This is a genomic window from Spirosoma endophyticum (assembly GCF_900112365.1).
GTDB classification, from domain to species: Bacteria; Bacteroidota; Bacteroidia; order Cytophagales; family Spirosomataceae; genus Spirosoma; species Spirosoma endophyticum.
In genome coordinates this window covers 1-21844 of sequence record NZ_FOLQ01000030.1, presented here as the reverse complement: position 1 = coordinate 21844, position 21844 = coordinate 1, and the positions used below count along the sequence as shown (strand labels likewise).

The window sequence follows — 21844 nt, the reverse complement described above, 5'->3', positions numbered from 1 at the left end:
GTATACAAATTCCTGTATTCCCTACCAGTTTTCCTTATATAGAGCTTATCCCAATTACTGGCACGCTAGACCGTGTAATTTTGCACGAAAAGAACAGATAATGAGTGAGATAAGAACGTTGGGAAGCATCGAAGAACTAAATACTCAAAATGGCAAGGCGACTGCTCATCCGTTGGTCACCATTATTGACCTATCAACATCTCAACCGGGTCCAGCCGCCAAAATTCATTTTGAGCTCTACGGTATCTTTCTAAAAGGCTCCCAATGCAATGCCGTAAAGTATGGCCGTAACTACTATGACTACCAAACGGGTACGTTGGTGTTTGTCGCTCCAGGACAAATTGTTGAACTAGAGGACGAACCTGACGGGCAGCTTCATCAGCCTTCCGGTTTAGTTTTGTTCTTTCACCCTGACTTAATTCGCGGCACTTCGCTCGGCCAAACGATTAAGAAGTATTCATTCTTCTCCTACCATGTCAATGAAGCTTTGCATCTCTCCGAGGAAGAACGGCTTTTTGTGTTGACTTGCTTTGACATACTTCAAACAGAGATCAAGCGGCCCGTCGATAAACATAGCAAGAAGCTCATTGCCGATAATATAGAGCTGTTTCTAAATTATTGTGTTCGGTTCTACGACCGTCAGTTTATCATCCGAGAGCAAGTCAACAAGGGGATCGTAGAAAAATTCGAAACCCTGCTGGATGGTTACTTTACTTCTGACAGGCTAAGCTAAGAAGGTTTACCATCGGTCGCTTATTGTGCGGACCAATTGGCTATTTCGGCTAAGTATTTTGGTGATTTGATTCGGAAAGAAACGGGAAAATCACGCTTAGATTACATTCAGCTCCGACTGATTGAGCTGGCCAAAGAACGCATTTTTGATACCCGCAAAACAGTCAGTGAAATAGCGTATGAGTTAGGCTTCAAATATCCCCAACATTTTAGCCGATTATTTAAGCAGAAAGTGGGCGTTACGCCAAATGAGTATAGAATGGCAAATTGACATTTGGGGAACCCATCAGAAGTAGAATAACCAGTTATACAAGCGTACTACCAACCTCCTACGTTTGTACAACTTCGTAGAAAGTGTCGCAAGAAACTCCCATTTTTCAGTATCGTAGTCTGTACCTTCTGTGTTTATATACTTCTACTTCAGGTAATCTCAAATTGCCATCCGCATGGGCGGTCCCATCACCTATCAATGCGGCAGCCGCGCTGTATCATTTTCGCAATAGGAGTTGAGTTTGTGCCCGGGGTAGGGCGCCACTGCGAAGCCGTCGCTGACATTTATTAAGAATTATTCGTAATCCTCATTGCGACTTATTTTTAGAAATGCACAATGTTCGGTTTAACTGGCAAGTTCATCCATTTGAAATTTTCTATATGTTTAGCGTAGCGCGATTTGGCTATTGTGTCCTATTAGAAATATACTATTTTATCTATATCAATTTTTGAAGTGACGCTGTTGGCTTAGTCATTAACAAGTGCAATTTCTGAATTCAAGGATTTCGTTTACGAAAACGCTCGGCAAAATGGACGCTAGCATACATTCAGTGAGGTAGACTAATCCATTTCTTGAAGGTCATAATTCGTCCATGAAAAGGTCGTCTTTTATGGACGGTTACTATGAAAAGTGCAAAATCTTGCTAAGGAGAGGGTAACCTAACTTTTACCTTATCGATAAAATGCCTTTTTTAGAAATAATTCAAACTGGCTACTGGCACGTAGTTAACAACTCGGTTAACAAGTTGACGCACGTCTAATGGGTACAAAACCAGAAAAACAAAATGCCCAAAAACCCCCTCAATTCAACTAAATGAGGGGGCTTTTTTCAAAGAAGGCATAACGGGGGAAGCCGAGTCAGCCCAGACCTTTACACGCATCATAGACTAAAAATAGCTAATGTTGGAAGAATAGGAAGTACGGGATGGATAGCCCCCAGCACGATACAGAAAAGCCTTTGCCACTATATAGACTGGCAAAGGCTTTTGTCAGATGGCTTACCCCTTGGGGGCGTACCGGCAGACTACACCTGGGGGCGATCCCAGAAAGCAGGCGGTTCTACCCCTAGGGTGCGTAGGTAGACATACGCCTGACCTCGGTGATGAACTTCATTATCGATCAGGTAGAACAGAAACCAGTAGATAGGTCCTTCATACAGACCAAACGCCTTGTCAACTTCTTGGAAGCGAGCGGGTGGAATCTGCGGCCAATGGGCATTAATTGTCTCGGTCACCCCATCCCACTGCGCCAGTACCTGCTCTTTCGTCGTGGCTTTGGGGGGTGCCTGTGAACCCTGGCCAAAGGAAGGCCACTGGCCTGATACAACGCCGGGCATGCTCTGCTCGGCCATTTGCAGGACTTCGTCAATCAGCGCCGAGCAAGGGCGCATGCCGCCAAGAGTATACGAAAAGAAGTGCTCCTCGGGGTAGGCTTCGATCAACCGGCGGGTGAGTCCCCGGTGTCCCTGCCAATGGGCAAGAAGTTGTTCGGATGAGAGAACGATCTGATCCCTCGTTTGGCTAAGCTGCGCTGTGTTTTCCATGAGTTGCTATTGGTTGAAGTTGTCGATTGATTGACAACGCAAAGAAAAGCCAGGTGAGTGACAGCGGTATGTCAGTAGTGAACCCAGTTGACTGTAAATAATCAAGCTCAGCAACACCAGGTATGAGGCAAGCTGATCGAAACGATTTCAGGCCACAAACGTAGCCGTTATAAAGACAGCTTACCCCCTCTTTTGCATTCTGATCAACGAAATTCACCGTCGTACAAGGTATCACCAGACGTAGCGGCAAAAGCCCTATTGAGCGATACGTAATGCTTATTCGTCTCAAGTGGAAGCGTTTTGATGAGACGATTAGTTTTAATATTTAATAACTGTCAACGCCAGCCAGTAGCATACGGCCATAACAACCCTGCTTATTTAAAGCGGTACTCACCAAAAACCGATCGTATTTGGCCCGAACTGTGGCGCGATACAAAGTTCATGAACAGTGAGCGTGTCGCCTTGGTTGTTATAGAAAAAACAATATGCAAACGCCCTACGAGTATCTACAAGCACAATTGGTATCCCAGCAACCCCTAATGGAGACGGAAGAAGGGGGGTATTTAGTCTCGGAGGTGACTGTCGTTGATGAAACGACGAATGCCTTTACATTTAGCCTGGCAGGTTATGGCATGATGGCTGGCCGAACGTTGGCCGGAAGCGTAGAGGATTCCCAAGATGGCAACTATCCAGGCACCTACAATTTTGTGGCTGGCGACGCTGATGCAAACAAGCCCGTGCACCAAAACTACAGCCACGACAACGTCCTGTTGTTCTTTACGCAGGGAATTACAGTCTAGCTTTTCGGCTAAGCGTATCCGTAGCTTGATCAACCAAGAAACCGTTATGCTGCTAGTGACGGTCTGAAATGACTTCGTCAGTGCGTCCAGCTTCTTTATACGCCCATTCTATGGTTATAGTGGGCGGCCCTGTTTTAGGCCTTTTTTCCACGGACGGTCAGCCGCCTTTTAAGCTATGCGTGGTGAACCGGAAGGGGTGACAATGCAGCTCGCCCTTGTCACTGCCTCTAAAGTGATGCACCACCTTGTGAAAGGAGTTGAGCTTACCTTTAAAATGAGCCAGGTGTTTGGTAAACTCCTGGCTCATTTTTTCTTTTCGGTACTTCAGGTGTAAACGATCCGGTGGGGTCAGGTTTGTTAGTCCAAGTAGGTTGCTGTGAAAATAGGCGTTTGAGACCTTTTAAGCGGTAGATGACCAACTTTTGATGCCGCTCATGGCAATTGGCTGCGAGTGGGTAAGCCTACCCTAGTTGGCCAGCATGATGACATGAGCCGATGGTTTGCTTTCAGTTTAATAACCCTTTTCAACGCATATCTGTGCGGTATCGAAAGATAGGATAGACATAGATCATTTACTATAGTAGGGCTTGGTTGCATGTATGGAGTCTTATTTACCTGCATCCTTTAGCGGTCCGTTATGAGGCTGGCCATATAGTAACATCTTAATCTGGTGGTCACCTATAGTCCTGTGATATAACGAGTAGCGGTATTGGTTGAGCCAATTGCGTAGTGCATAGGTTACGGTAAATAAGCCTTCTTTGCCAGGCCTAAGAATGGTACAATCTTGGATTTTTTAATTTACTTGTAACACGAGTTGACTTTTCTAGAAAAAGTACTAGAAAGCTCAAACTCAATTTCGTCCAGCCAAACGCTTGGCCAAGTGAACGCTCATCCTGACTCATGTGAAAAGTCTGACTCTTGTCGTGGAAGCCAACAAGCGTTCACAAAAAGGTTACTTCTTTTGAACGGTTATCGGAAAAGTACAATAAACTGAAAGGTGGAGAATTACTTTGCGACAGCCTAATTATCAGCAAAATGCTATTTTGAGAGTATACAGTATAAATTATAGTTGCTTGCAAAAGATCCCCAACGGTCCCCCTTTAGGTCTGTCTTCCTAAGCTTTGATGACAAACGCTTTTAACTCGGCCATTTTGCCCTCCCGAAATCGCCATACATCACAGTAGAGATAGGTAGCAGATGCCCCATTTTCTTCTTTCAGACTGATTCTACCAAGGGCCGTAACAAAATCACCCTCCGCAATGAAGTTGTCGACCCTAAAGGTGGGTGGCTCGGCATAAGCTGTGGCCATCCAGTGGCGAACCGCTTCCTTACCTTCTAAAATTCGCTCCCCGACAAATATCCATTGAGTATCATCGGTGCAATGAGCTAGAAAGCCTTCATTATCGCCTTGAATAATAGCCGCATTGGCCTTTTCTAGAACTGCTTTATTGGTCTCAATCATAAATTTTACTCAGAGAATGTTGTCAATACAGGACCGAATAGAGGAAATTGTTTTCCAACATGGAAGATAATCGTCTTTTTAATGCTTACTCCAACGGACCGGCTATTTAGGGACAGGTAAATGTACTGGGTTTCCAGCAGGAGCATAATTTTGTCCTGTGCCTTTTAATTTTCCCCACTCCATTCAGTCGTATACGCTGTACCCTACAGGGGCAATAACTGTCCCCGCATCAATCGCCCTTAAGCTTTTTGCGAAGTAGTATAAAGAGTACTACCAAGACAGCTTCACCCATAAATTTCCAGTTCTCTACCAATTGGGGTTTCCAGTCAAACAAGCTCCAGTCGCCACTTACAGAAGCAACTGTCAGGTAACTTACTAATAAGCTACTAAGTATGATCCAGAGTGATTTTATGAAAAAATTCCTGTTCATACTAATTGCATATGAGCTTTCCGCTTTAACACATAGTTTTTAAGTCCTGAAACAAGAACGGCTTCATTTCCTCATTTGTTATGGACATCATGAAGGATGAGCCGACCGAATGTAACTAAATTGGGTTGATAGCTATTAGAAACGGGGAGTCAAAAAACAAGCCTTTAAGGAGACGCTTACTTTTAATAGCTGTCTAGTGGTCCGCCACCGCGGTCCAGTTAGTCGCATACAAAGTACTTGCCCGTTGATTTTACCAACTTACGTGAAGCAAAAAATGCCAGGTCTGATTCCATTTTTCAGACCTGGCATCTATAATTCCGCTTTAGAAATCTACATGTATAAGACGCGGCTTAAGCGGACGCCAAACTCAGCATCTGGATTTGTGGTCGCATCGCCAACGCGTTCTTGAATCACGGCTACGGCTAAATCACGCCTTTTGGCTAATCGCTTCCTTTCAGCGGCAGCAATGGCCGCCTGTAACACGTCCAACGTTAGGTCTGTGGAGTACCCAGGTGCGCCCGGTTGCTGCCGCCAAGAGTCCGCCAATGAACCTGTGTCAAAGGCATCAAACCCCGTATTGTCCACGAGCCTCATCGTAGCCTTTCGGTCTAGTTCACGATCTGCTGCTATCGGAATGGAAATACGATTAGCGCTTCCATCGGGTTGGCCTTTTTTGGCAAAAGAATCCGAACCGATCGCGTTCCATGCCTTTGCAATCGGATGTCCTAGCTGTTCTTGAACCCATACACTTTCAACTTGTTCGGCCTCAATGCGTTCAATTGTATTGATCTGTAGATGATTGGATAGTGGTGAATTGATAAATATGTCTTGTGGGCTTAGTCGAAGGGAAGTGGCGGAATGCTAACAAATGCTGATACAAATTTGGCTCCGTGTATAGGAACAGAAAAGGGGGGGGGGCGATTTTATCTAGCCTAAACACCTGATTTTCAAAAAAGACCGAAGAGCGCCTACATAGTATACATTTTGCACCTAACCAGGGGGCTACACTGCAAAATGGGACCATCCAGGCCGGTCCAAAAGGAATATGGGGGAATCAATAACTATGTAAGTATCTTGTTAATGACCTAACAAAGACTACTTTAATTATATACCTAGGTTTCTTGCCCAATAATTAGCTTAAAAAACCCTACTTTTCAATACGGGGTACGATAATCAAAAACTTAGGAAGCTTTTATATTTTGGTCCAGCCTGGATGCTCCCGTTTTGCATGGAAGACCAACAATCAAGTTGGTATATGGCCTACAGGTAGGCATCCGAACGTGGATACAGTTCTATTAGTAATGGACTCTCATTTGTGCGTGTTTCAGTTCGCGAATAATCGTATGCTACGGTCGGCATAAGACAGTTATTGAAATTGATCGTTCATGAAAACCCTTGACCAAATGGACGCTTTTCCTGACTTATGGAAATAGTTTGGCCCTTGTCTTGAAAGCTTGAAATCGTTTACGAAAGGGGTGTCTTTTCTAAACGGCTATTATGAAAAGTACAAATAGTATAATCAGAAGCTTTGTCCCATAGTATAGCCAAAATAACGATAAAATACTATTTTAAAAATCTGTATGCTCATGGATTCATTTATGGACCTGGTTGTGAGCTGGGTCCTGATACTCAATAAAAAAAATTGCGGTATGCATTCAGACATAAAAAGCTTAATCGTTGCCTGAAAAGTCTGTTGCCGAAATTAAAACAAGTCGAGTTTTAAACGCTTATCTTTAAAATAACCTTCAACCAGATATCATGGAAGACCAGCTCAAGTTTCCGGATCTAACCGACGCCGAGCGGAAGGCCTTGGAAGAACTCATGCCCGATGACATGAGTGAGATCATTACCTCAGGCTTGAAGCGACGGCATTTTCTGAAGCTCATCACGTTTACTGGCACTAGCTTACTGGCCACCCATTTCCTTGGTATCGAGCAACTGATGGCCCGAACCACCGCCGGAGCACCTCTTCCCCCAACAGGGGTAGAGAACGGTGTTAACGTAGCGTTTAAGGTAAATGGCAGTACGCAGAAACTGTTGGTAGATTCACGCATGACGTTACTGGATGCCCTGCGCGAGCGCCTGACGCTGACTGGCTCCAAAAAGGGTTGCGATCATGGCCAGTGCGGTGCCTGCACGGTACTGGTTGATGGCCGGCGCGTCCTGTCGTGCCTAACCCTGGCCGCCACCTGTGAGGACAAGGTAGTGACCACCATCGAAGGCTTGGCCGATGGACATACTCTTCATCCCATGCAGGCTGCGTTTATTAAACATGATGGATTTCAGTGTGGCTACTGTACGCCCGGGCAGATCTGTTCGGCGGTTGCCCTGATGAGTGAGGCTAAGAACGGCGAAGCCAGCTACGTCACCCGGAATGTGCGCCAAACAGGCAAGTCGGTGAAACTCTCCGATGAAGAAATCCGGGAACGAATGTCGGGCAACATTTGCCGCTGCGGGGCTTACCCCAATATTGTGGATGCCATTCGCGAAGTGCATGGCGACAAGGCGGTTGCTCAGGTTTGGCAATTTGCGGACGGTACGATTTAATTCTAGTAAGCACTTGTCAATCATGAGACCATTCAAATTTTCGAATGCCGGTGATCCGGCCACGGCGATCACCCTTGTATCGGCGAATCCCGGTGCTAAATTCTTAGGTGGGGGCACCAACCTGGTCGATCTGATGAAAGAAGATGTCATGCATCCTTCGGAGTTGGTGGACATTACCCGGCTGAAACACGCCGATATCGAAAAGACCGCAACGGGTGTAAGTATTGGCGGCACGGCTACCAATTCATTCACCGCTAATCATGAACTTATTCGTAAAAACTACCCGCTGCTCTCCATGGCTATCCTCGCCGGTGCCAGTGCACAGATTCGAAATATGGCGACCAACGGGGGCAACCTCAATCAGCGCACGCGCTGCACGTATTTTTATGATGTGAACCTACCCTGCAATAAACGCGAACCAGGTTCCGGTTGTGGTGCCCTAAAAGGCGTCAACCGCAACCACGCGATATTCGGATGGTCTGAAAAATGCGTCGCGGTGTATCCGTCGGACATGGCCGTAGCCCTGGCCGCGCTCAATGCGGTGGTGCATGTGGAAGGTAGAAACAATGCCAAACGCACGATCCAATTTGCCGATTACCACCGCCTGCCGGGCGATACGCCCGAAAAAGATAACAATTTGAAACAGGGCGAATTGATCACGTCGATTGACTTACCGACGAATGATTTTGCCGAACGTTCGTATTATCTGAAGATCCGGGAACGGTCATCCTATGCGTTTGCGCTGGTTTCAGTTGCTGCGGCACTGTCGCTGGACGGTAACCAGATCAAACAGGTTCGGATCGCTTTGGGTGGCGTGGCGCATAAACCCTGGCGGGCTTCGGTCGCCGAAAAATGGCTGATGGGCAAAGAAGCCACGGAGTCCAACTTTAGGGCCGCCGCCGAAGCCGAACTTAAAAACGCCAGACCCCTGGAACATAACAAGTTCAAAGTAGTGATGGCGAAGAAAGCCATCACACGTGCTTTGCAAGGGGCTATGCAGGGCGGGGTATATGGGCTTGAAGGCTAGCCATCAGCATCGGAATGGGAAAGTACTATCGTTCAACAGACAACGGATCAGATCATGAGTGAAACCGGTAAACCAATCAGTCGCATCGATGGCCACCTGAAGGTAACGGGCAAGGCAATGTATTCTGCGGAATTTAACCAACCGAATATGGCGTATGCGTTCCCCGTCCGGGCAACGATTGCGAAAGGACGGATCACCTCCCTGGATGACACGGCCATAAAAAAAGAGCCCGGCGTGATCAGCGTGGTCAGCTACAAGAATGCGCTGAAGCTAAAACCGCTCGATATGCCGGCGCAAGCGAAGGCCGGTGCCGCTTTCCTGGGGGAGAACTTACCGCCCTTGCAGGACAACACAGTGCACTACCCTGGACAGTTCATCGCCGTGGTGGTAGCCGAGAGTTACGAACAGGCCCGCGCGGCTGCTTATAAACTCAAGGTGCATTATGCAGCGGAGAAAGCGGCCACCGATTTAAAAACGGAGCTGCCAAATAGTAAGAAGCCAACGAAGTTGATGGGAGAGGAAGCCCAGGTGAATGGGGGTAAGACAGCGACTCCGCTCGCCACGTCGGCCCATCGCGTGGACAATACGTATTCCACCCCGGTCGAACATCATCATCCAATGGAGCCACACGCCACGGTGGCCGTTTGGGAAGGAACCGATAAGCTCACGCTATACGATGCTACGCAGGGCGTGGGCCTCACCGGTGCCATCGCGGCTTATTTCCTGGGTTTACCGCAGGAGAATGTCCGCGTGATCGCCCCCTTCGTGGGTGGCGGCTTTGGCAGTAAAGGACTCTGGCTGCACACGCTTTTGGTCGCGATGGCCGCCAAGGCCGCGGGCCGCCCGGTTAAACTGGCACTCACCCGGCAGATGATGCAGACCAACGTAGGGCATCGGGCCGCCACGATTCAGCGTGTGGCCCTGGGCACCGATACGGCCGGAACATTAAAGGCGATTCGTCATCATACCGATACCTACAATAACCTGACCGAGTTTTTCGAACCGAGTGGCAAGCAGTCGCTGGTCCTCTACAAAGCGCCGGTGCGCGAAGTCACCTACAACGTAGCCAAACTGAACCGGGGCACACCGACCTTCATGCGGGCACCCGGTGAAACGCCAGGCACCTTTGCCTTAGAGTGCGCGATGGATGAGATGGCGTATCAACTCAAGATGGACCCGGTGGCGTTTCGAATCGCCAACCATACCACCCAGGACCCGATGAAAGGGCATGACTTTTCCAGCGAGTTCCTGGTTGACTGTTACCGGATCGGTGCCGAGAAATTTGGCTGGTCGGCCCGCAGCATGGAACCCAGACAGAAACGAAATGGAAACTATCTGGTAGGCTACGGCATGGCGACCGCTACGTATCCCGGAGGCCGAAGCGCGGCTTCGGTCAAGGTGTCCATGACCGCAAAAGGAGATGTGACGGTGATGACGGCCTCGATCGACATTGGGACCGGAACCTACACCGTACTGGCGCAAACAGCGGCCGATGCGCTGGGCGTACCGGTTAACCGGATTCAGGTAAAGATCGGCGATTCCAGTTTGCCGGCGGCACCGCTGGCTGGCGGTTCCCAAACGACGGCCAGCATTCATCCGGCTGCAATGGAAGCCTGCGCTTTGTTACGAAAAGAGCTCGCAACGCTGGCGATCGCCGACTCCTCTTCCAAACTCCATGGTCGTAAACCGGACGAGATTGGTTACGCCGATGGTAAACTCGTTCTCATCGGGGACGATAAGAAGACCGATTCCTATGCCGACATCATGAGCCGCGCCAGGCGGGTTGAAGTGGAAGCCTGTGCGACCACCCTGCCGGTTTCCGGGGCGGGCCTAACCGTTCCCAGTGCCTTATGTACACCCCGTGAGATTCCTGCTGAACAGAACAGCGATAGCAAACACTATGCGTTTCATTCGTTTGGCGCCCAGTTTGCTGAGGTGTGGGTGGATGAGGATTTGGGAACCATCCGGGTGGAACGCTTCACCAGCGTCCAGGATGTCGGTCGCATCATGAATGAAAAAACGGCCCGTTCACAGATAATCGGTGGTGTCATATTCGGCATCGGTGCCGCCCTGATGGAAGCTACCGAGTACGATAAACGCTGGGGCAGCCCGGTCGTGCGAACCCTGGCTGATTATCACGTACCGGTCAACCTGGATGTGCCGCCCATCGATGTTCATTTTATCGGAAAAGCCGATCCCCATATTTCACCCATTGGAGCTCGGGGTATTGGGGAAATTGGTATCACCGGTGTGGCAGCCGCCATTGCCAACGCCGTTTTCAATGCAACAGGCAAACGAGTAAGGGATCTCCCCTTGACGCCCGATAAATTGGTGTGAAAACGGGGGGCCAGTAAAGCTAAATCATTGGAGGTACTACGGTACAAACGATCGGGTAGTGGAGTTTACCACGATCCAATCGTTTGTACCGTAGTGCTGACGCGACGATTTTGATAGTTGCTCATTGGGCCCGAAAAACAAAAAGCCTTTCGGGCATCCAATATGTATCAACCGATAGGGACATGGTATGGGATTGGTCATTGTCTATTCAGTTTTCAATTACCCACGAGCCCACCCAATTCGCGCTGGTTTTCTTGGTGAACAGTTGCACACACCAACCTAACAACGCCTGTTGGTCCATGATACTCCAGGCGTGAGGATGTTTTTCGCCGTTCTCGTGCACGCCCTGGTTGGCCGTTACGATCAATTCGGCCGCTTGGTTGCCATTAAGTTGTAGTTGATTGATCAGGGCCGCATTATCAACCACATTGAGATCGTAATAATCTTTTCGACGTTGACGAATCCACCAGCTAATATCGGGTTCAGTATATGAGCGAACCGCCGTGTGATTTAACCAACGAGCATTGCTCCTCTCAGCGGCTGAATAACAAAACGGGGATGCCTGCTGATACACTTTTGGATTACGCTGAGGTGTGGCTCTTAGGTGCGACTTCAGATAGCGAGAGACTAGCTCGCCTTCTTCAACGGCGTCGTGGCTATACTGGCGTTCAACGGCATGAGTAGCCTCTCTCGATACAATCGCTCATAATTAAGGGGGACATCGACGCCAAACACACCAATAGGCTTTATATTCGGGGTTGATTGCTGATAGCAATATTGAACATACCGAACGGCCCCAGTACCCGCTGCTGACATGCCTCCCACGCCTAGTTTATGGGACGCAATTCGATAGGTAGTCAGTACCTCCTGCACCATCGAATGGATACGGGTCAAAATCGTTTTATCCGTTAGATTCCGGAGTAGCTTGTTGGTCGGCACAACGGTTAGGGACATGATGCCTTGCTGATAGGCCAAGCTTTTAGCGCTGTCGGGTGGTCATTGAGCACCAACAAACCCCTGATTGATTCTTTGGGCGGTCGAACCACATAGAAATTCTGGGTGCTAGCTTTTGGGTCCTTGTGGATGATGGTATACCGTTGTGCGTATCCTAGTTTAGCCAGCAGGAGCAATCCTAGCAGCTAGATCCATGTATGTTGGTTCACCATAGCGAAAGTTTGTTCAACGAGCTGATTTGAGGGTCGTTGGTTTCGTTATTAACTGTTAAAACAGACGGCGATCAGGAAGCTCTCTACGGACACGAGTAACTAAAAGCTAGAAGAAGGGTGTTTAGGCTTGCTCAGGGATGCCATAGTATCCTCTTCAGAAACGCCCATTCGGAACAACATCAGCTGTCTCACCACTGAGCCCTTAAAGAGACTATATAGTAGGGCAATATGCGCCGAAAATTATAGCACTTTACCCGTCCGTAGTTCACACGGGCGACACGTTATACCACTAAATAGGAGCAGCGTGTTGCTACCACCCGAGGCACTGCCCACATCAGCAGCTTTGCTTCTAGGGCATCTGAGCGAACTCAGTCAGCAGTCGTATTTCTAGTGGGTGTTATACTGCTATATTTGGGCTGACCAACTTAGCATGCCACCACAGAAGTAGGCCCTAATCCGGTAGCGGTCAAGCAGAAACTCGATGCCCTAATTAGTTAAAATAGACAACATGAAATTGCTTACGTATTTCTTTCAATGGCTAATGAGTCTACTTTGGGTGGTCGCATTACAGGCCCAGGCCCAGCCTACCCAGCCGTATAGTTATCCACCCAGTGAGGTGGTGAGGATTCACTCCAAGATTTTAAACGAAGAGCGCAAGGTGTATGTGCATTGCCCGAAAGTAGACTCCGCCGATGGAAACAAACGATTTCCCGTAGTATACGTACTGGACGGAGACAATCATTTTGAACTGCTGGCTCAGTATATCGACTACCTGAGTCGGCCTGATGTGTTGGCCATACCTAAGATAATCGTCATCGGCATCTCAAATACAAAACGAACCCGAGACCTTACCCCAACCAACAGCCTGCTGAACTACGAGGGCAAACCCGATAGTAGTTCGTATCAAGGCAGTGGGGGGAACGAGCATTTTCTACAATTCATGGCGACAGAATTGATGCCCATGATCGACAAAAATTATAAAACAGCACCCTATAAAATTTTTGCTGGGCACTCCTTTGGGGGCCTTTCATCGCTTAATTGTCTGTTGACCCATCCTGATCTGTTTGATGCGTATATTGCCGTAAGCCCCTCCCTTTGGTGGGACAAGGAGTATCTTTTGAAGATGACTGATGAAAAACTAAAACACGGTTCAGCCTTAAACAAAATGCTTTTTTTTAGTGATGGAAATGAAGGTGGACGCAATTCGTTTTTTCATAAAAGTTTAGTAAAACTGGAGGCCACACTGGCTAAAAAAAAGCTAAAAAGGCTGGATTATCGCTATAAACATTACCCCACCGAAACCCACATGACCGAACCCGTTGTGGCTTATTTCGATGCCCTGCGCTTTATTTTTAAGGACTGGGAAAAGCAGCGCTAAGGAAAAAGCCTGTAAATAAAAGGCCCGCACCGTTGTACTTATCCAGGTTAACAGTAAGCCGTACGGGCTATCACCGGCACGGCTCACCGATAAGCAAACGCTACTTCCCACCAAATAAGCCGCCCAACATACCACCCAGTCCACCCCCCTGACCACCTAATGATGATAGTAAACTCCCCGCATCGACGCTCGAATCCGTGGGGTCATTGGCTTTGTGCATCAGCTTGCTAAGCACCATGGGGACCAGTGAGCCAGCCACGGACATGGCTACTTGGGGGGATATGCCCAGTTTACTCATTAAATCCTGCTGGACCGTTTGCTGAACCCCCTGGGTCGCCGGGTGATCAGTGATTTGGCTTCCCTGGCCGGTGACCATGCCTAGCAAACTACCTAAACCGCCCCCCTGCGCCTGCTGGCCCAATCCATTCAGGATACTGCCCGTAACCGTTTGTAGAACTGTATCGTTCTGATCATTGGGGATAGCGGGGTTATTCACCACCGAGGGACCAGCCTGCTGCTGGACCAGATTCATTATCGTTTCAAACATGATAGTAGAGGGTATGTAACGTGGCAGGATCGCCTAAACCTATATCCCTCTAACCGGCGTAGGACCTGAAAGTTTTTAGCCCGTTCGTTTAGCCGGGTAACAGACAATCCAGGAACGCCTAAAAGTACTAACCAACCTATAGCCATTCAGGAGTCGTCCGCTTACTCACTCGCTTTCAGGGGAAAATAGCGAGCCATGGCCAGCATAAACACGCCCATCAGGAAAAAGCCCAGGGCTACCCCCACTTGCAGCCACCAGCCACCCGGCAAGCCCTGTAGGAGCTTGATCAGATCATCCATATTCTTGACCCACCTGGGATTCTCCGTCCAAGCCCCTTTGAGCAGATACCAGCCCGTACCGGCTAGGCTAGCCCCCACCGTCACAAAGCCCATGAGGCCACTAATCCGTAAAAAGCCTCTGGCCCAACCAGGCTTTGTATCCAGTTCCAGGCTTTGGTAGACGGTTCCTGACAGCCCCTTATAGACTTGTAAGCCCGCCCAGATGAGAAAGATCAGGCCGATCCCGATAATCACCCCTTTGCCGCCCTCCCAGTGAAGCAGTTGGGCGGCCCAGATTTGCTTTTGATTGTCCTGACCACTGCCTTGTCCTGCCAGTAGCTTACCAGCGGTGAGGCCTAAACTGCCATAGGTTATCCCACTCAGCAGATAATTCAGGCGGTAGAGCCAACCACCTGGCCCCATCCCCTTTTGATACGGATCAGCCCAGATCTCCACCCCTCGCCACAGGGTGTGACCGGTCAAGGCGATTACCATTAAGACGAGCAAGATTTTTCCCAGGGGGTTGCTGGTTAGCTGCTCGAGTACTTGTTTCCGATTCGGATCGGGTCCATGGGAGCCCAGGGCTAGTTCTAGCGTAAAATAGGCAATGGTCCCATAGAAAATGGCTTTGGCGACATAACTCACGCGCGCTAAGTACTCAATGCCATGTTTGGATTGTTGTTTAATTGGGTTACTATCTGACATGTATACTTATTTATAGCGGTAAATGGGGCGATCCTTCGCACCCATTGGTGCTTGAGGATGAGGGTATTGGCGGGTTGAGGGCTACTGGATTTGCCAGACGGTCCTAAACCTTAATCAACCTACCCGGGGTTAGGGTAGCCAGGCTCTCTTTACTCAACATCGTTTCGCATGTATCGGTTTATCGTCGTTTATGTACACAGTAGGCCTACCGGCACATTCCCTGCCAATCGTAGTTGGAGGCCCAGGACGTCTGGCCCACGTTTTTATTCAGGAGGGTGGTACCCCAGTGGGTATTTATGATGTCAAAACGGAATTATTCCACTGGGAAGCGACTCGTCAGCACCACTACGACCAGCTGTGCCCGGAAGGGCAGGGCCGTCTGGGCCATCACATGATTGCATCGCTCAGTCCTTACGTACGCCATGTACGCCTAGGGCCGCCCTGTCTACCACCCGGCTTCAGGCCTACAGAAACCCGGATGGTGAATCGGCCTCTAGCTGGATCAATTGCTTACGTATGAAGTACTCCAAGCCATAAACCGGTAGTCCAGCTAGGGGTTGGTAATCGCTATTGATCATAGCCGGGAAATTCCGTTTATGAGTGAGGGGTAAAAAACCTGTATACCGCTTCCCGGTCACGGCCCCGCGAATGGACCGTACGTAATCAATCCCTTGCCTTCCTCAACCATCGCCTACGCGTCCGCCCTCAACCATCGATCCGCGACGAATTCGTTTACTGATTACTGCTCAGATAGGTCTTATTTCCATTCTTATTGATGTAGTACTTGCCACCCCGTTCGCCTTCGTGAACCACTTCGCCATGGGGGCCTTTGAGCACCTTGTCTACCGGCGTTTTATAATCCGCCGGGGTTGCCTTCTGGGGCTTCGTCATGAGCGGTTGATCCCGCTTCTCCGCTTTAGCCGCCCGGGCCTTAGCCATGCGGTCCGCTACCGACATCTTCTCCGTAGGACCCGGCGTCTGGGCCAGCGTTTGGGTTGTATAAAACAAACCCAGGTACAGACTTAGTGCGATCAGTATCGTTTTCATCGGTTTAATAGGTGTCACCTGCTTCAGTAGCCAGCGCCTAGCCATGCTGGAGTCAGTCTCCGTTTCCTACAACTACGGTGGTGACCAAAGGTTGCCTGGCTAATGGCTTTATTTCCCCGACTCGGGGTGCTTTCTCCTCAAGACAGTTTGCCGGTCCCGGCTCGGGGAGGAACCAACAAATTGAACAGTCGCTGCATTACCCGTTTTTCCTTGATGGCACCATTTTTACGCGATGAGTGAGCAACCAACCCGAAGAACATACGTTTAGCCCCTTTTTTTTATCAAGTTAGCTAACGGGGCTTTGCCCTCTCACCTTATGATGCCTCACCAACCTGTTGCCCCGTCCAGCGATTCAATTCGACCCTCTTCCGGTAGTGGAGAAGCGGTTGAGCCAGCCGTTGCCGCGAACCATCCCACTGGGTATATACCCCTTATGGAGGAAACGCTTACGGTGGGCAAGCGGGTGGTCCAAACGGGGCAGGTGCGACTCGTCAAGACAGTGCATCAGGCTGAGCAGATGGTTCAAATCCCCTTGATGACCGATCAGATTAGGGTGGAGCGGGTGCTCATCAATGAGTTGGTCGATGAGCCGCCCGCTACGCGCCAGGAAGGCGATACAATCATCTACCCGGTGCTCAAAGAGGAATATGTGCTCATCAAACGACTCCGGTTAATGGAAGCAATTCGGGTGACAACGCGGCAAATCCAAACGTTGGAAACGCAGACCGTACGCCTGCGCCGGGAGGAGATGGTCGTTGAGCGGACCGCGGTCGACAATACGCATGAACGTTCCGATTCGGCTGATGAATCGTCGTTAATAGATCAATCAATTTTATAACGTTAATCTTTTACCCTTATGGCATTTACAGTAATTGGCTTATTTGATGAGGCCCAGGAGGCCCAGCAGGCCGTCGAGCAATTAGTCGACAACGGTTTCGACCGGACTAGCATTGACCTGTCGACCCGCACCGGTAAGGATGCTGATCGCGACGACACCCTGTTCCCGGATCGGCACACCAATACCAGCGGCACCCGGACCGAAGAACTCGTTGACGACACCAAAGACGTCGGCAGTGGGATTGGCGGTTTTTTTAGTTCGCTGTTTGGTAATGATGACGAGGATACCCATAAATACGCCCAGGTGGCCGATCAACGCTCCCTGGTTACGGTGCATGCCCGCACCGAAGAGGAAGCTCAGCAGGCCGCTGATATTTTAGACGAAGCTGGGGCGGTGGATGTAGACGAACAATCAGCCACCTATGACAGCCTGACGAGTGCCCCCAGTACCTCGATGGGAGCCGCGTTCACCGATACGTCGGTGCCGACGACCGATAGCGATCAAACCATAAAGGTGATCGAAGAAAACCTGGAAGTGGGTAAGCGGACGGTAGAAACCGGTAGCGTACGCCTGCGCAGCCGGATTGTGGCCAAGCCCGTCGAGGAGAGCATTCGGCTGCGGGAAGAGCGGGTCACCGTGAACCGGACCCCCGTGAACCGGCCCGCCACGGCGGCTGACCTGAACGCTTTCCAGGAAGGTGAAATTAGCCTGACCGAGCACGCTGAAGTACCGGTGGTCTCCAAAACGGCGAATGTCGTGGAAGAAATCTCGGTGGGTAAAGAAGTGGCGGAACGGGAGGAAGTGATACGTGATACGGTTCGTAAAACGGAGGTGGACGTGGAAAATTTAAGTACCACTGATCAGCCGATTCGGCCCGCCGGAACGGATTCGGATGAGGTGACCTACTCGACTAAATAACGGGCAGGCGTTGGTTAGCTGACGGTGGGTACACCCCTCGTCAGCTAATCAATACACTATATTGATACGCACCTTACGTTCATACCACAGAACCCATCGATTAGGGATGATCACTTCATCTGCTCTGGACTTTCGCGACAAGACACGGTTTAGATAGCTAATTGGGCCCATTTAGGCCAGACCTAGCCGGAATAAAAGCCCCAGCGGCTTAGTGAAATCTAATCCGTTTACCATAGCGAGTGCCAACCTGGTATTGCCCCCTTTATCACCTTATTAATCCCTTTTTTATGAGCAGTTTCTTACTCGACCACCTGCGGTCGGCATTTACCCCGTCGTCTGTCAGTGAACTAGCCCATGCCCTGGGGGAGGATCATGCGCCGGTTCAAACCTCCCTGGATGGGCTGATGCCCGCCCTCACCGCCGGAGTGATTAACCGGGTCGCCGAGCCCGAAGGGGCTTCCTTGTTGTACCAACTGCTCAACAGCACGCCCTTTGCCACCGATCCGGCCATGAGTGACCTGGTGAGTAGGAACGATCATCGCCAGAAAGCCGCTGAATCCGGTCAGGCGATCCTGGGGCAACTGTTCGCCAACCAGCCTAGTCGGCTAGCCGAAGTGACGGCTCAGCACAGTGGGGTTAGTCTGGGCTCGGCCAGTACCTTGACGGGCCTGGTGATGGCAGTGCTGATGGGCTTTTTGCGCCAGCAGGTCACCAGCCGAAACCTAACCCAGGCCCAACTAACGGCGCTGCTGCTGGGCGAAACGGATTTCGTTCGTGGGGCGATCCCAGCCGCTTTAGCCGGGGGGCTGGGCTGGTTGATCGGTACTCCTCGATTGGCAACGTCCATACCCCTACGGACTGAACCAATATCACCCACTCCTGCCGAGGAACGTCCGGCGGGTACTCCCTGGTGGCGCTGGTTGTTACTAGGCTTGGCTTTGCTAGCGCTGCTGTTCTTTCTGTTACGCGGTTGTCAGGACAAGCCATCTTCTGGGACTGCCGGGGAGTCAACCGGAACCGCCACCGATACGTTGGCCAGTGGTGCCGATGCCAACGAACCCGCTGTGCGCGTGGGGGTAGATTTGCCCGGTGGACGCCAACTCAGCGTGGTAGAGCATTCCTTTACCGACAGCTTAGCCCGCTACTTAGCCACCAAAGGCGGCCAGACGCCCCGCGTGTTCACCTTTGATAATTTGACCTTTGAGACGGATTCGGCCCGGATTACGGACCAGGCCCGGCCCCAGGTGGATGAGCTGATCCAAATCATGCAGGCCTATCCGAACCTATACATACGCATTGAAGGCAACACCGATAGCACGGGCGATGATGCCACGAACGATCCTTTGTCAGGCGAGCGGGCTGAAACGGTCAAGCAGGCGCTTATCCGGGGCGGTATTGCGGCGAGTCGGGTAACCACCCGGGAGCGGGGGGATACCAAGCCCGTGGCCAGCAACCAGACCCCGGCGGGTCGCCAGATGAACCGCCGAATTGACGTGGTCATTACCAAGTTGTAACGAAGCAGGTGATCAAATCCACTCCTGGTAGGGTTCGTGGGTACTGAATGAGTTTGATCACCTAAACGTCCTGATCCGATGAAACTCGATGAATGGGTGGCCATCCACGTGGGTAATTCGGCCCTGGACCCCGCGTCAGTCCGAGGGTTTCTGCAAACGGCGCCCCAGTATCACGCCTGGGGCCTCACCCACCAGATCGAGCCAACCGGCCTGACTCAACTGGCAGCGGCCGATTTGGTGACCTATTACCTGCGGATGTATTTGATTGGCCGCCATAAGACCCTGCGGGCCTGCTTTCGGGAAACCCAGGCGTTTGCCCGGCAGGATAGCCAGGTGGCTCATTATCTGCTGATATTTTCGCTGGACCAGATGCGCCAGGCGCTGCTGGGGCTGGAGTGGTACGAATTACTACCCCGTTTAGTGGGCGCCCAGGAACGAATTTTAGCCCTGGTTCCCAGCGTAGATTCACTACCTCAGCCGGGATTAGTAGACGTTCTAATAGAATACTACGAACTCTCCAGCAGGAACCACGAAAAAGAGGTGTAGGCCTGAACGGGTTGAACAAGTACGAAGCCAGGCCATTATTAACAAGTCATCCAAACGGGTACGAGCCGTATTACTTATCGGATCCGGCTGGTGCTGATGCTGCTGGCGGTTTCGTTAGGTCAATACGAATCGTTAGCCGATTCAATTTTAGCGTGGATCGCCCAGCTTAGGTCGGGAAAATAGGGCCTTGTTGGGCGATCCAAGGTCTGACTGCCTGTCGAATTCATTCGATACGGGAGTTCGTACAGAGGTACTTTATGCTTTTTTCATAGGACCCGGGTAACGGGTTCCCCGATGCCTACTCAATCGGGCTAAGTCACTGCTTAGCAGGTCCCTTGGACAGCAAAAAAAGTTGGTTCTGCTTAACCCAGTAGATTGCCTGAAAGTAAAAAGCGTCGTATGTTGAGTGAATGTTTATTTAGATAACCGGCGATGAGTCCACTTAATGAAGAGCCCACGCAGGGTTTACCCAGCCAAATGCAGTTGATCGAACGTCAGATCGCCCAGTATGATCAGTTACTGACTAGTTTAGAGCAGGTGATCCATTTATTGGAAGCAGGACTTTTTAGCTTTCACCGGACACTATGGTAGACGTTCTTTACGAAGTCCGTCCAGTAAAAGCTAACAAGTTCAGTATCAGCCGGTAGTGAATAATAGGGCATAATGGCTGAGGTACCAGCTTTAATCGCGGCTTTGAAGGGAATCAGGTTGTTGGCAAACCTGCCCCCTGGAAAGACTTCTTTCTTTCCCCAGTCGAAGTGAGGATCTTGTCCTCCCTGTCCAGACCCTCCCCCGGGAAAGTGCTTGGTGGTCACCGCCACCGAGCTAGGGCCGAGTGTTTTTCCTTGAAAGCCGTACACAATTTCGGTCATCATCTGACCTGCCCACTGAGCATCTTCCCCAAAGGTCCCTTCAATGCGCTGCCAGCGAGGTTCGGTGGCTAAATCGGCCATGTACATATACCCTTTTCGGAGGCCGACTGCCGACCATTCCTGGCGGGCAATGTCAGCAAACTCCCGCACAAGTGTCAAATCCCGCATGGCTGAGAGGCCTAATTCGCCGGGCCAGGCCGAGAAAACCGTTTTACCAACGCTGGTGCCGATGGCAGCTGCCCCGGTAATGTGGTTACGCGGATTGGATGCAATAATGGCCGGAATACCCAAACCGTCGCTTTCGCAGAGTGCCTGGAGTTTATTGGCCCATTCGGCTGTGGTACGAGCAGTTACATTCGCTCGTAAAATGAAGTGACGAAGGTGATATTGAGTAACGGCTTTGGTCGTACCCGCTGCGTTCATGATCGGCGTCGGCAGGGGTTTACGGGTAAACATGTTCTGGCTGGCCACCAAATCCTCTTCATTGAAATCGCTGGTAATGGGCTCTTTGGCTTGAGCCGTTCCAAACGACTGGTCGTTTTTCATGCGGGTGGTACTGATGAGCATGAAACCGACCTTTTGCTGGATTGACATTTTTGCCAACAAGTCGCGACTGCGCTCCTGAGCGGACAACCGCCAGTCTTCGTATTTGTCGAGCTGGCCATTCCGGTTCAAATCTTTAAACTGTAGTCCACCCTGTTCCAAAAGTTTCACGGATCGCACGCCCAGACGGGGTTGTTTAGGAGCAGATTTTGACTGGCTAATGGCTTGGTTGGTGAGCAACATAAAAGCCGCTACCAAAAGCCTTATCCTGGGTATCGGCATAAGGCTACAGGTTGGACCAAGGAGGGTTCTTTCCTGGCTAGCCTTCATGGGTTTCGAGCAGA

Annotated in this window: 21 protein-coding genes and 1 pseudogene; 13 read left to right on the top strand and 9 right to left on the bottom strand. The window is 50.4% G+C overall.

The features are described from left to right. Positions 1-100 precede the first annotated feature (100 nt). A complete protein-coding gene (locus BM202_RS32690; RefSeq protein ID WP_394333819.1) occupies positions 101-733 on the top strand; it encodes an AraC family transcriptional regulator in 633 nt (210 codons plus the stop codon). Positions 734-769: 36 nt separating this feature from the next. Next, positions 770-1003, top strand: a complete 234-nt coding sequence (locus BM202_RS39225; RefSeq protein ID WP_394333818.1) for a helix-turn-helix domain-containing protein — start codon at positions 770-772, stop codon at positions 1001-1003. A gap of 1023 nt (positions 1004-2026) precedes the next feature. On the opposite strand, the gene BM202_RS32685 is transcribed toward BM202_RS39225, so the two are convergent. Then, complete coding sequence (locus BM202_RS32685; protein WP_093834186.1) at positions 2027-2545, bottom strand: DinB family protein; 519 nt, start codon at positions 2543-2545, stop codon at positions 2027-2029. Between the two features lie 485 nt (positions 2546-3030). On the opposite strand from BM202_RS32685, the gene BM202_RS32680 reads away from it, so the two are divergent. Together BM202_RS32680 and BM202_RS37635 are read left to right on the top strand one after the other, a co-directional pair. After that, positions 3031-3345, top strand: coding sequence for a hypothetical protein (locus tag BM202_RS32680; protein ID WP_093834184.1), 315 nt, complete (start codon positions 3031-3033; stop codon positions 3343-3345). A 175-nt stretch (positions 3346-3520) separates the two neighbouring features. Further along, complete coding sequence (locus BM202_RS37635; RefSeq protein ID WP_177236781.1) at positions 3521-3679, top strand: hypothetical protein; 159 nt, start codon at positions 3521-3523, stop codon at positions 3677-3679. A gap of 780 nt (positions 3680-4459) precedes the next feature. On the opposite strand, the gene BM202_RS32675 is transcribed toward BM202_RS37635, so the two are convergent. Together BM202_RS32675 and BM202_RS32665 are read right to left on the bottom strand one after the other, a co-directional pair. Then, positions 4460-4807 (bottom strand): nuclear transport factor 2 family protein, encoded by a 348-nt coding sequence (locus BM202_RS32675; RefSeq protein ID WP_093834182.1) that lies wholly within the window; start codon positions 4805-4807, stop codon positions 4460-4462. A 760-nt stretch (positions 4808-5567) separates the two neighbouring features. Beyond that, entirely contained in the window at positions 5568-5831 is a 264-nt protein-coding gene (locus BM202_RS32665) for an NAD(P)-binding domain-containing protein (protein WP_093834178.1), read from the bottom strand. A 1164-nt stretch (positions 5832-6995) separates the two neighbouring features. On the opposite strand from BM202_RS32665, the gene BM202_RS32660 reads away from it, so the two are divergent. From BM202_RS32660 to BM202_RS32650, 3 genes are read left to right on the top strand one after another with little or no spacing between them, the layout of a single operon-like run. Then, the gene (locus BM202_RS32660; protein ID WP_093834176.1) at positions 6996-7784 is read left to right on the top strand and encodes a 2Fe-2S iron-sulfur cluster-binding protein; all 789 of its coding nucleotides are present in this window, start codon (positions 6996-6998) and stop codon (positions 7782-7784) included. A gap of 22 nt (positions 7785-7806) precedes the next feature. Beyond that, positions 7807-8811, top strand: coding sequence for an FAD binding domain-containing protein (locus BM202_RS32655; RefSeq protein ID WP_093834174.1), 1005 nt, complete (start codon positions 7807-7809; stop codon positions 8809-8811). A gap of 54 nt (positions 8812-8865) precedes the next feature. Further along, entirely contained in the window at positions 8866-11148 is a 2283-nt protein-coding gene (locus tag BM202_RS32650) for a xanthine dehydrogenase family protein molybdopterin-binding subunit (RefSeq protein WP_218160642.1), read from the top strand. A 208-nt stretch (positions 11149-11356) separates the two neighbouring features. Here BM202_RS32650 and BM202_RS32645 read toward each other — a convergent pair whose 3' ends face one another. Continuing rightward, positions 11357-11722: a hypothetical protein gene (locus tag BM202_RS32645; protein ID WP_093834170.1), complete on the bottom strand. Its 366-nt coding sequence runs from the start codon at positions 11720-11722 to the stop codon at positions 11357-11359. 53 nt (positions 11723-11775) lie between these two features. Then, positions 11776-12102, bottom strand: coding sequence for a hypothetical protein (locus BM202_RS32640; RefSeq protein ID WP_093834168.1), 327 nt, complete (start codon positions 12100-12102; stop codon positions 11776-11778). A gap of 720 nt (positions 12103-12822) precedes the next feature. Between BM202_RS32640 and BM202_RS32635 the strand changes: the two genes are divergently transcribed. Beyond that, the gene (locus BM202_RS32635; RefSeq protein ID WP_093834166.1) at positions 12823-13692 is read left to right on the top strand and encodes an alpha/beta hydrolase; all 870 of its coding nucleotides are present in this window, start codon (positions 12823-12825) and stop codon (positions 13690-13692) included. 100 nt (positions 13693-13792) lie between these two features. Here the strand turns inward: BM202_RS32635 and BM202_RS32630 are convergent, their stop codons facing one another. The 3 genes from BM202_RS32630 to BM202_RS32615 all read right to left on the bottom strand — a co-directional run bounded on the left by BM202_RS32630 (position 13793) and on the right by BM202_RS32615 (position 16269). Continuing rightward, the gene (locus BM202_RS32630) at positions 13793-14239 is read right to left on the bottom strand and encodes a hypothetical protein (protein WP_093834164.1); all 447 of its coding nucleotides are present in this window, start codon (positions 14237-14239) and stop codon (positions 13793-13795) included. A gap of 161 nt (positions 14240-14400) precedes the next feature. Then, positions 14401-15222 (bottom strand): DUF1206 domain-containing protein, encoded by an 822-nt coding sequence (locus BM202_RS32625; protein ID WP_093834162.1) that lies wholly within the window; start codon positions 15220-15222, stop codon positions 14401-14403. A gap of 732 nt (positions 15223-15954) precedes the next feature. Next, on the bottom strand, positions 15955-16269 hold the full coding sequence (locus tag BM202_RS32615; protein WP_093834158.1) for a hypothetical protein: 315 nt from the start codon (positions 16267-16269) through the stop codon (positions 15955-15957). Between the two features lie 316 nt (positions 16270-16585). Between BM202_RS32615 and BM202_RS32610 the strand changes: the two genes are divergently transcribed. From BM202_RS32610 to BM202_RS37630, 5 genes are all read left to right on the top strand, one after another. Beyond that, on the top strand, positions 16586-17107 hold the full coding sequence (locus BM202_RS32610) for a YsnF/AvaK domain-containing protein (RefSeq protein ID WP_093834156.1): 522 nt from the start codon (positions 16586-16588) through the stop codon (positions 17105-17107). Between the two features lie 18 nt (positions 17108-17125). Further along, positions 17126-18025 carry a YsnF/AvaK domain-containing protein gene (locus BM202_RS32605; protein WP_093834154.1) on the top strand — a complete coding sequence of 300 codons (900 nt, stop codon included), beginning with the start codon at positions 17126-17128 and terminating at the stop codon, positions 18023-18025. 287 nt (positions 18026-18312) lie between these two features. After that, a complete protein-coding gene (locus BM202_RS32600) occupies positions 18313-19539 on the top strand; it encodes an OmpA family protein (RefSeq protein WP_093834152.1) in 1227 nt (408 codons plus the stop codon). Positions 19540-19617: 78 nt separating this feature from the next. Continuing rightward, complete coding sequence (locus BM202_RS32595) at positions 19618-20085, top strand: hypothetical protein (RefSeq protein ID WP_093834150.1); 468 nt, start codon at positions 19618-19620, stop codon at positions 20083-20085. Positions 20086-20517: 432 nt separating this feature from the next. Beyond that, complete coding sequence (locus BM202_RS37630) at positions 20518-20676, top strand: hypothetical protein (RefSeq protein WP_177236780.1); 159 nt, start codon at positions 20518-20520, stop codon at positions 20674-20676. 38 nt (positions 20677-20714) lie between these two features. On the opposite strand, the pseudogene BM202_RS32590 reads toward BM202_RS37630, so the two are convergent. Next, positions 20715-21743 (bottom strand): annotated as a pseudogene (locus BM202_RS32590) (glycoside hydrolase family 3 N-terminal domain-containing protein); the annotation flags it as partial. Positions 21744-21844 lie beyond the last annotated feature (101 nt).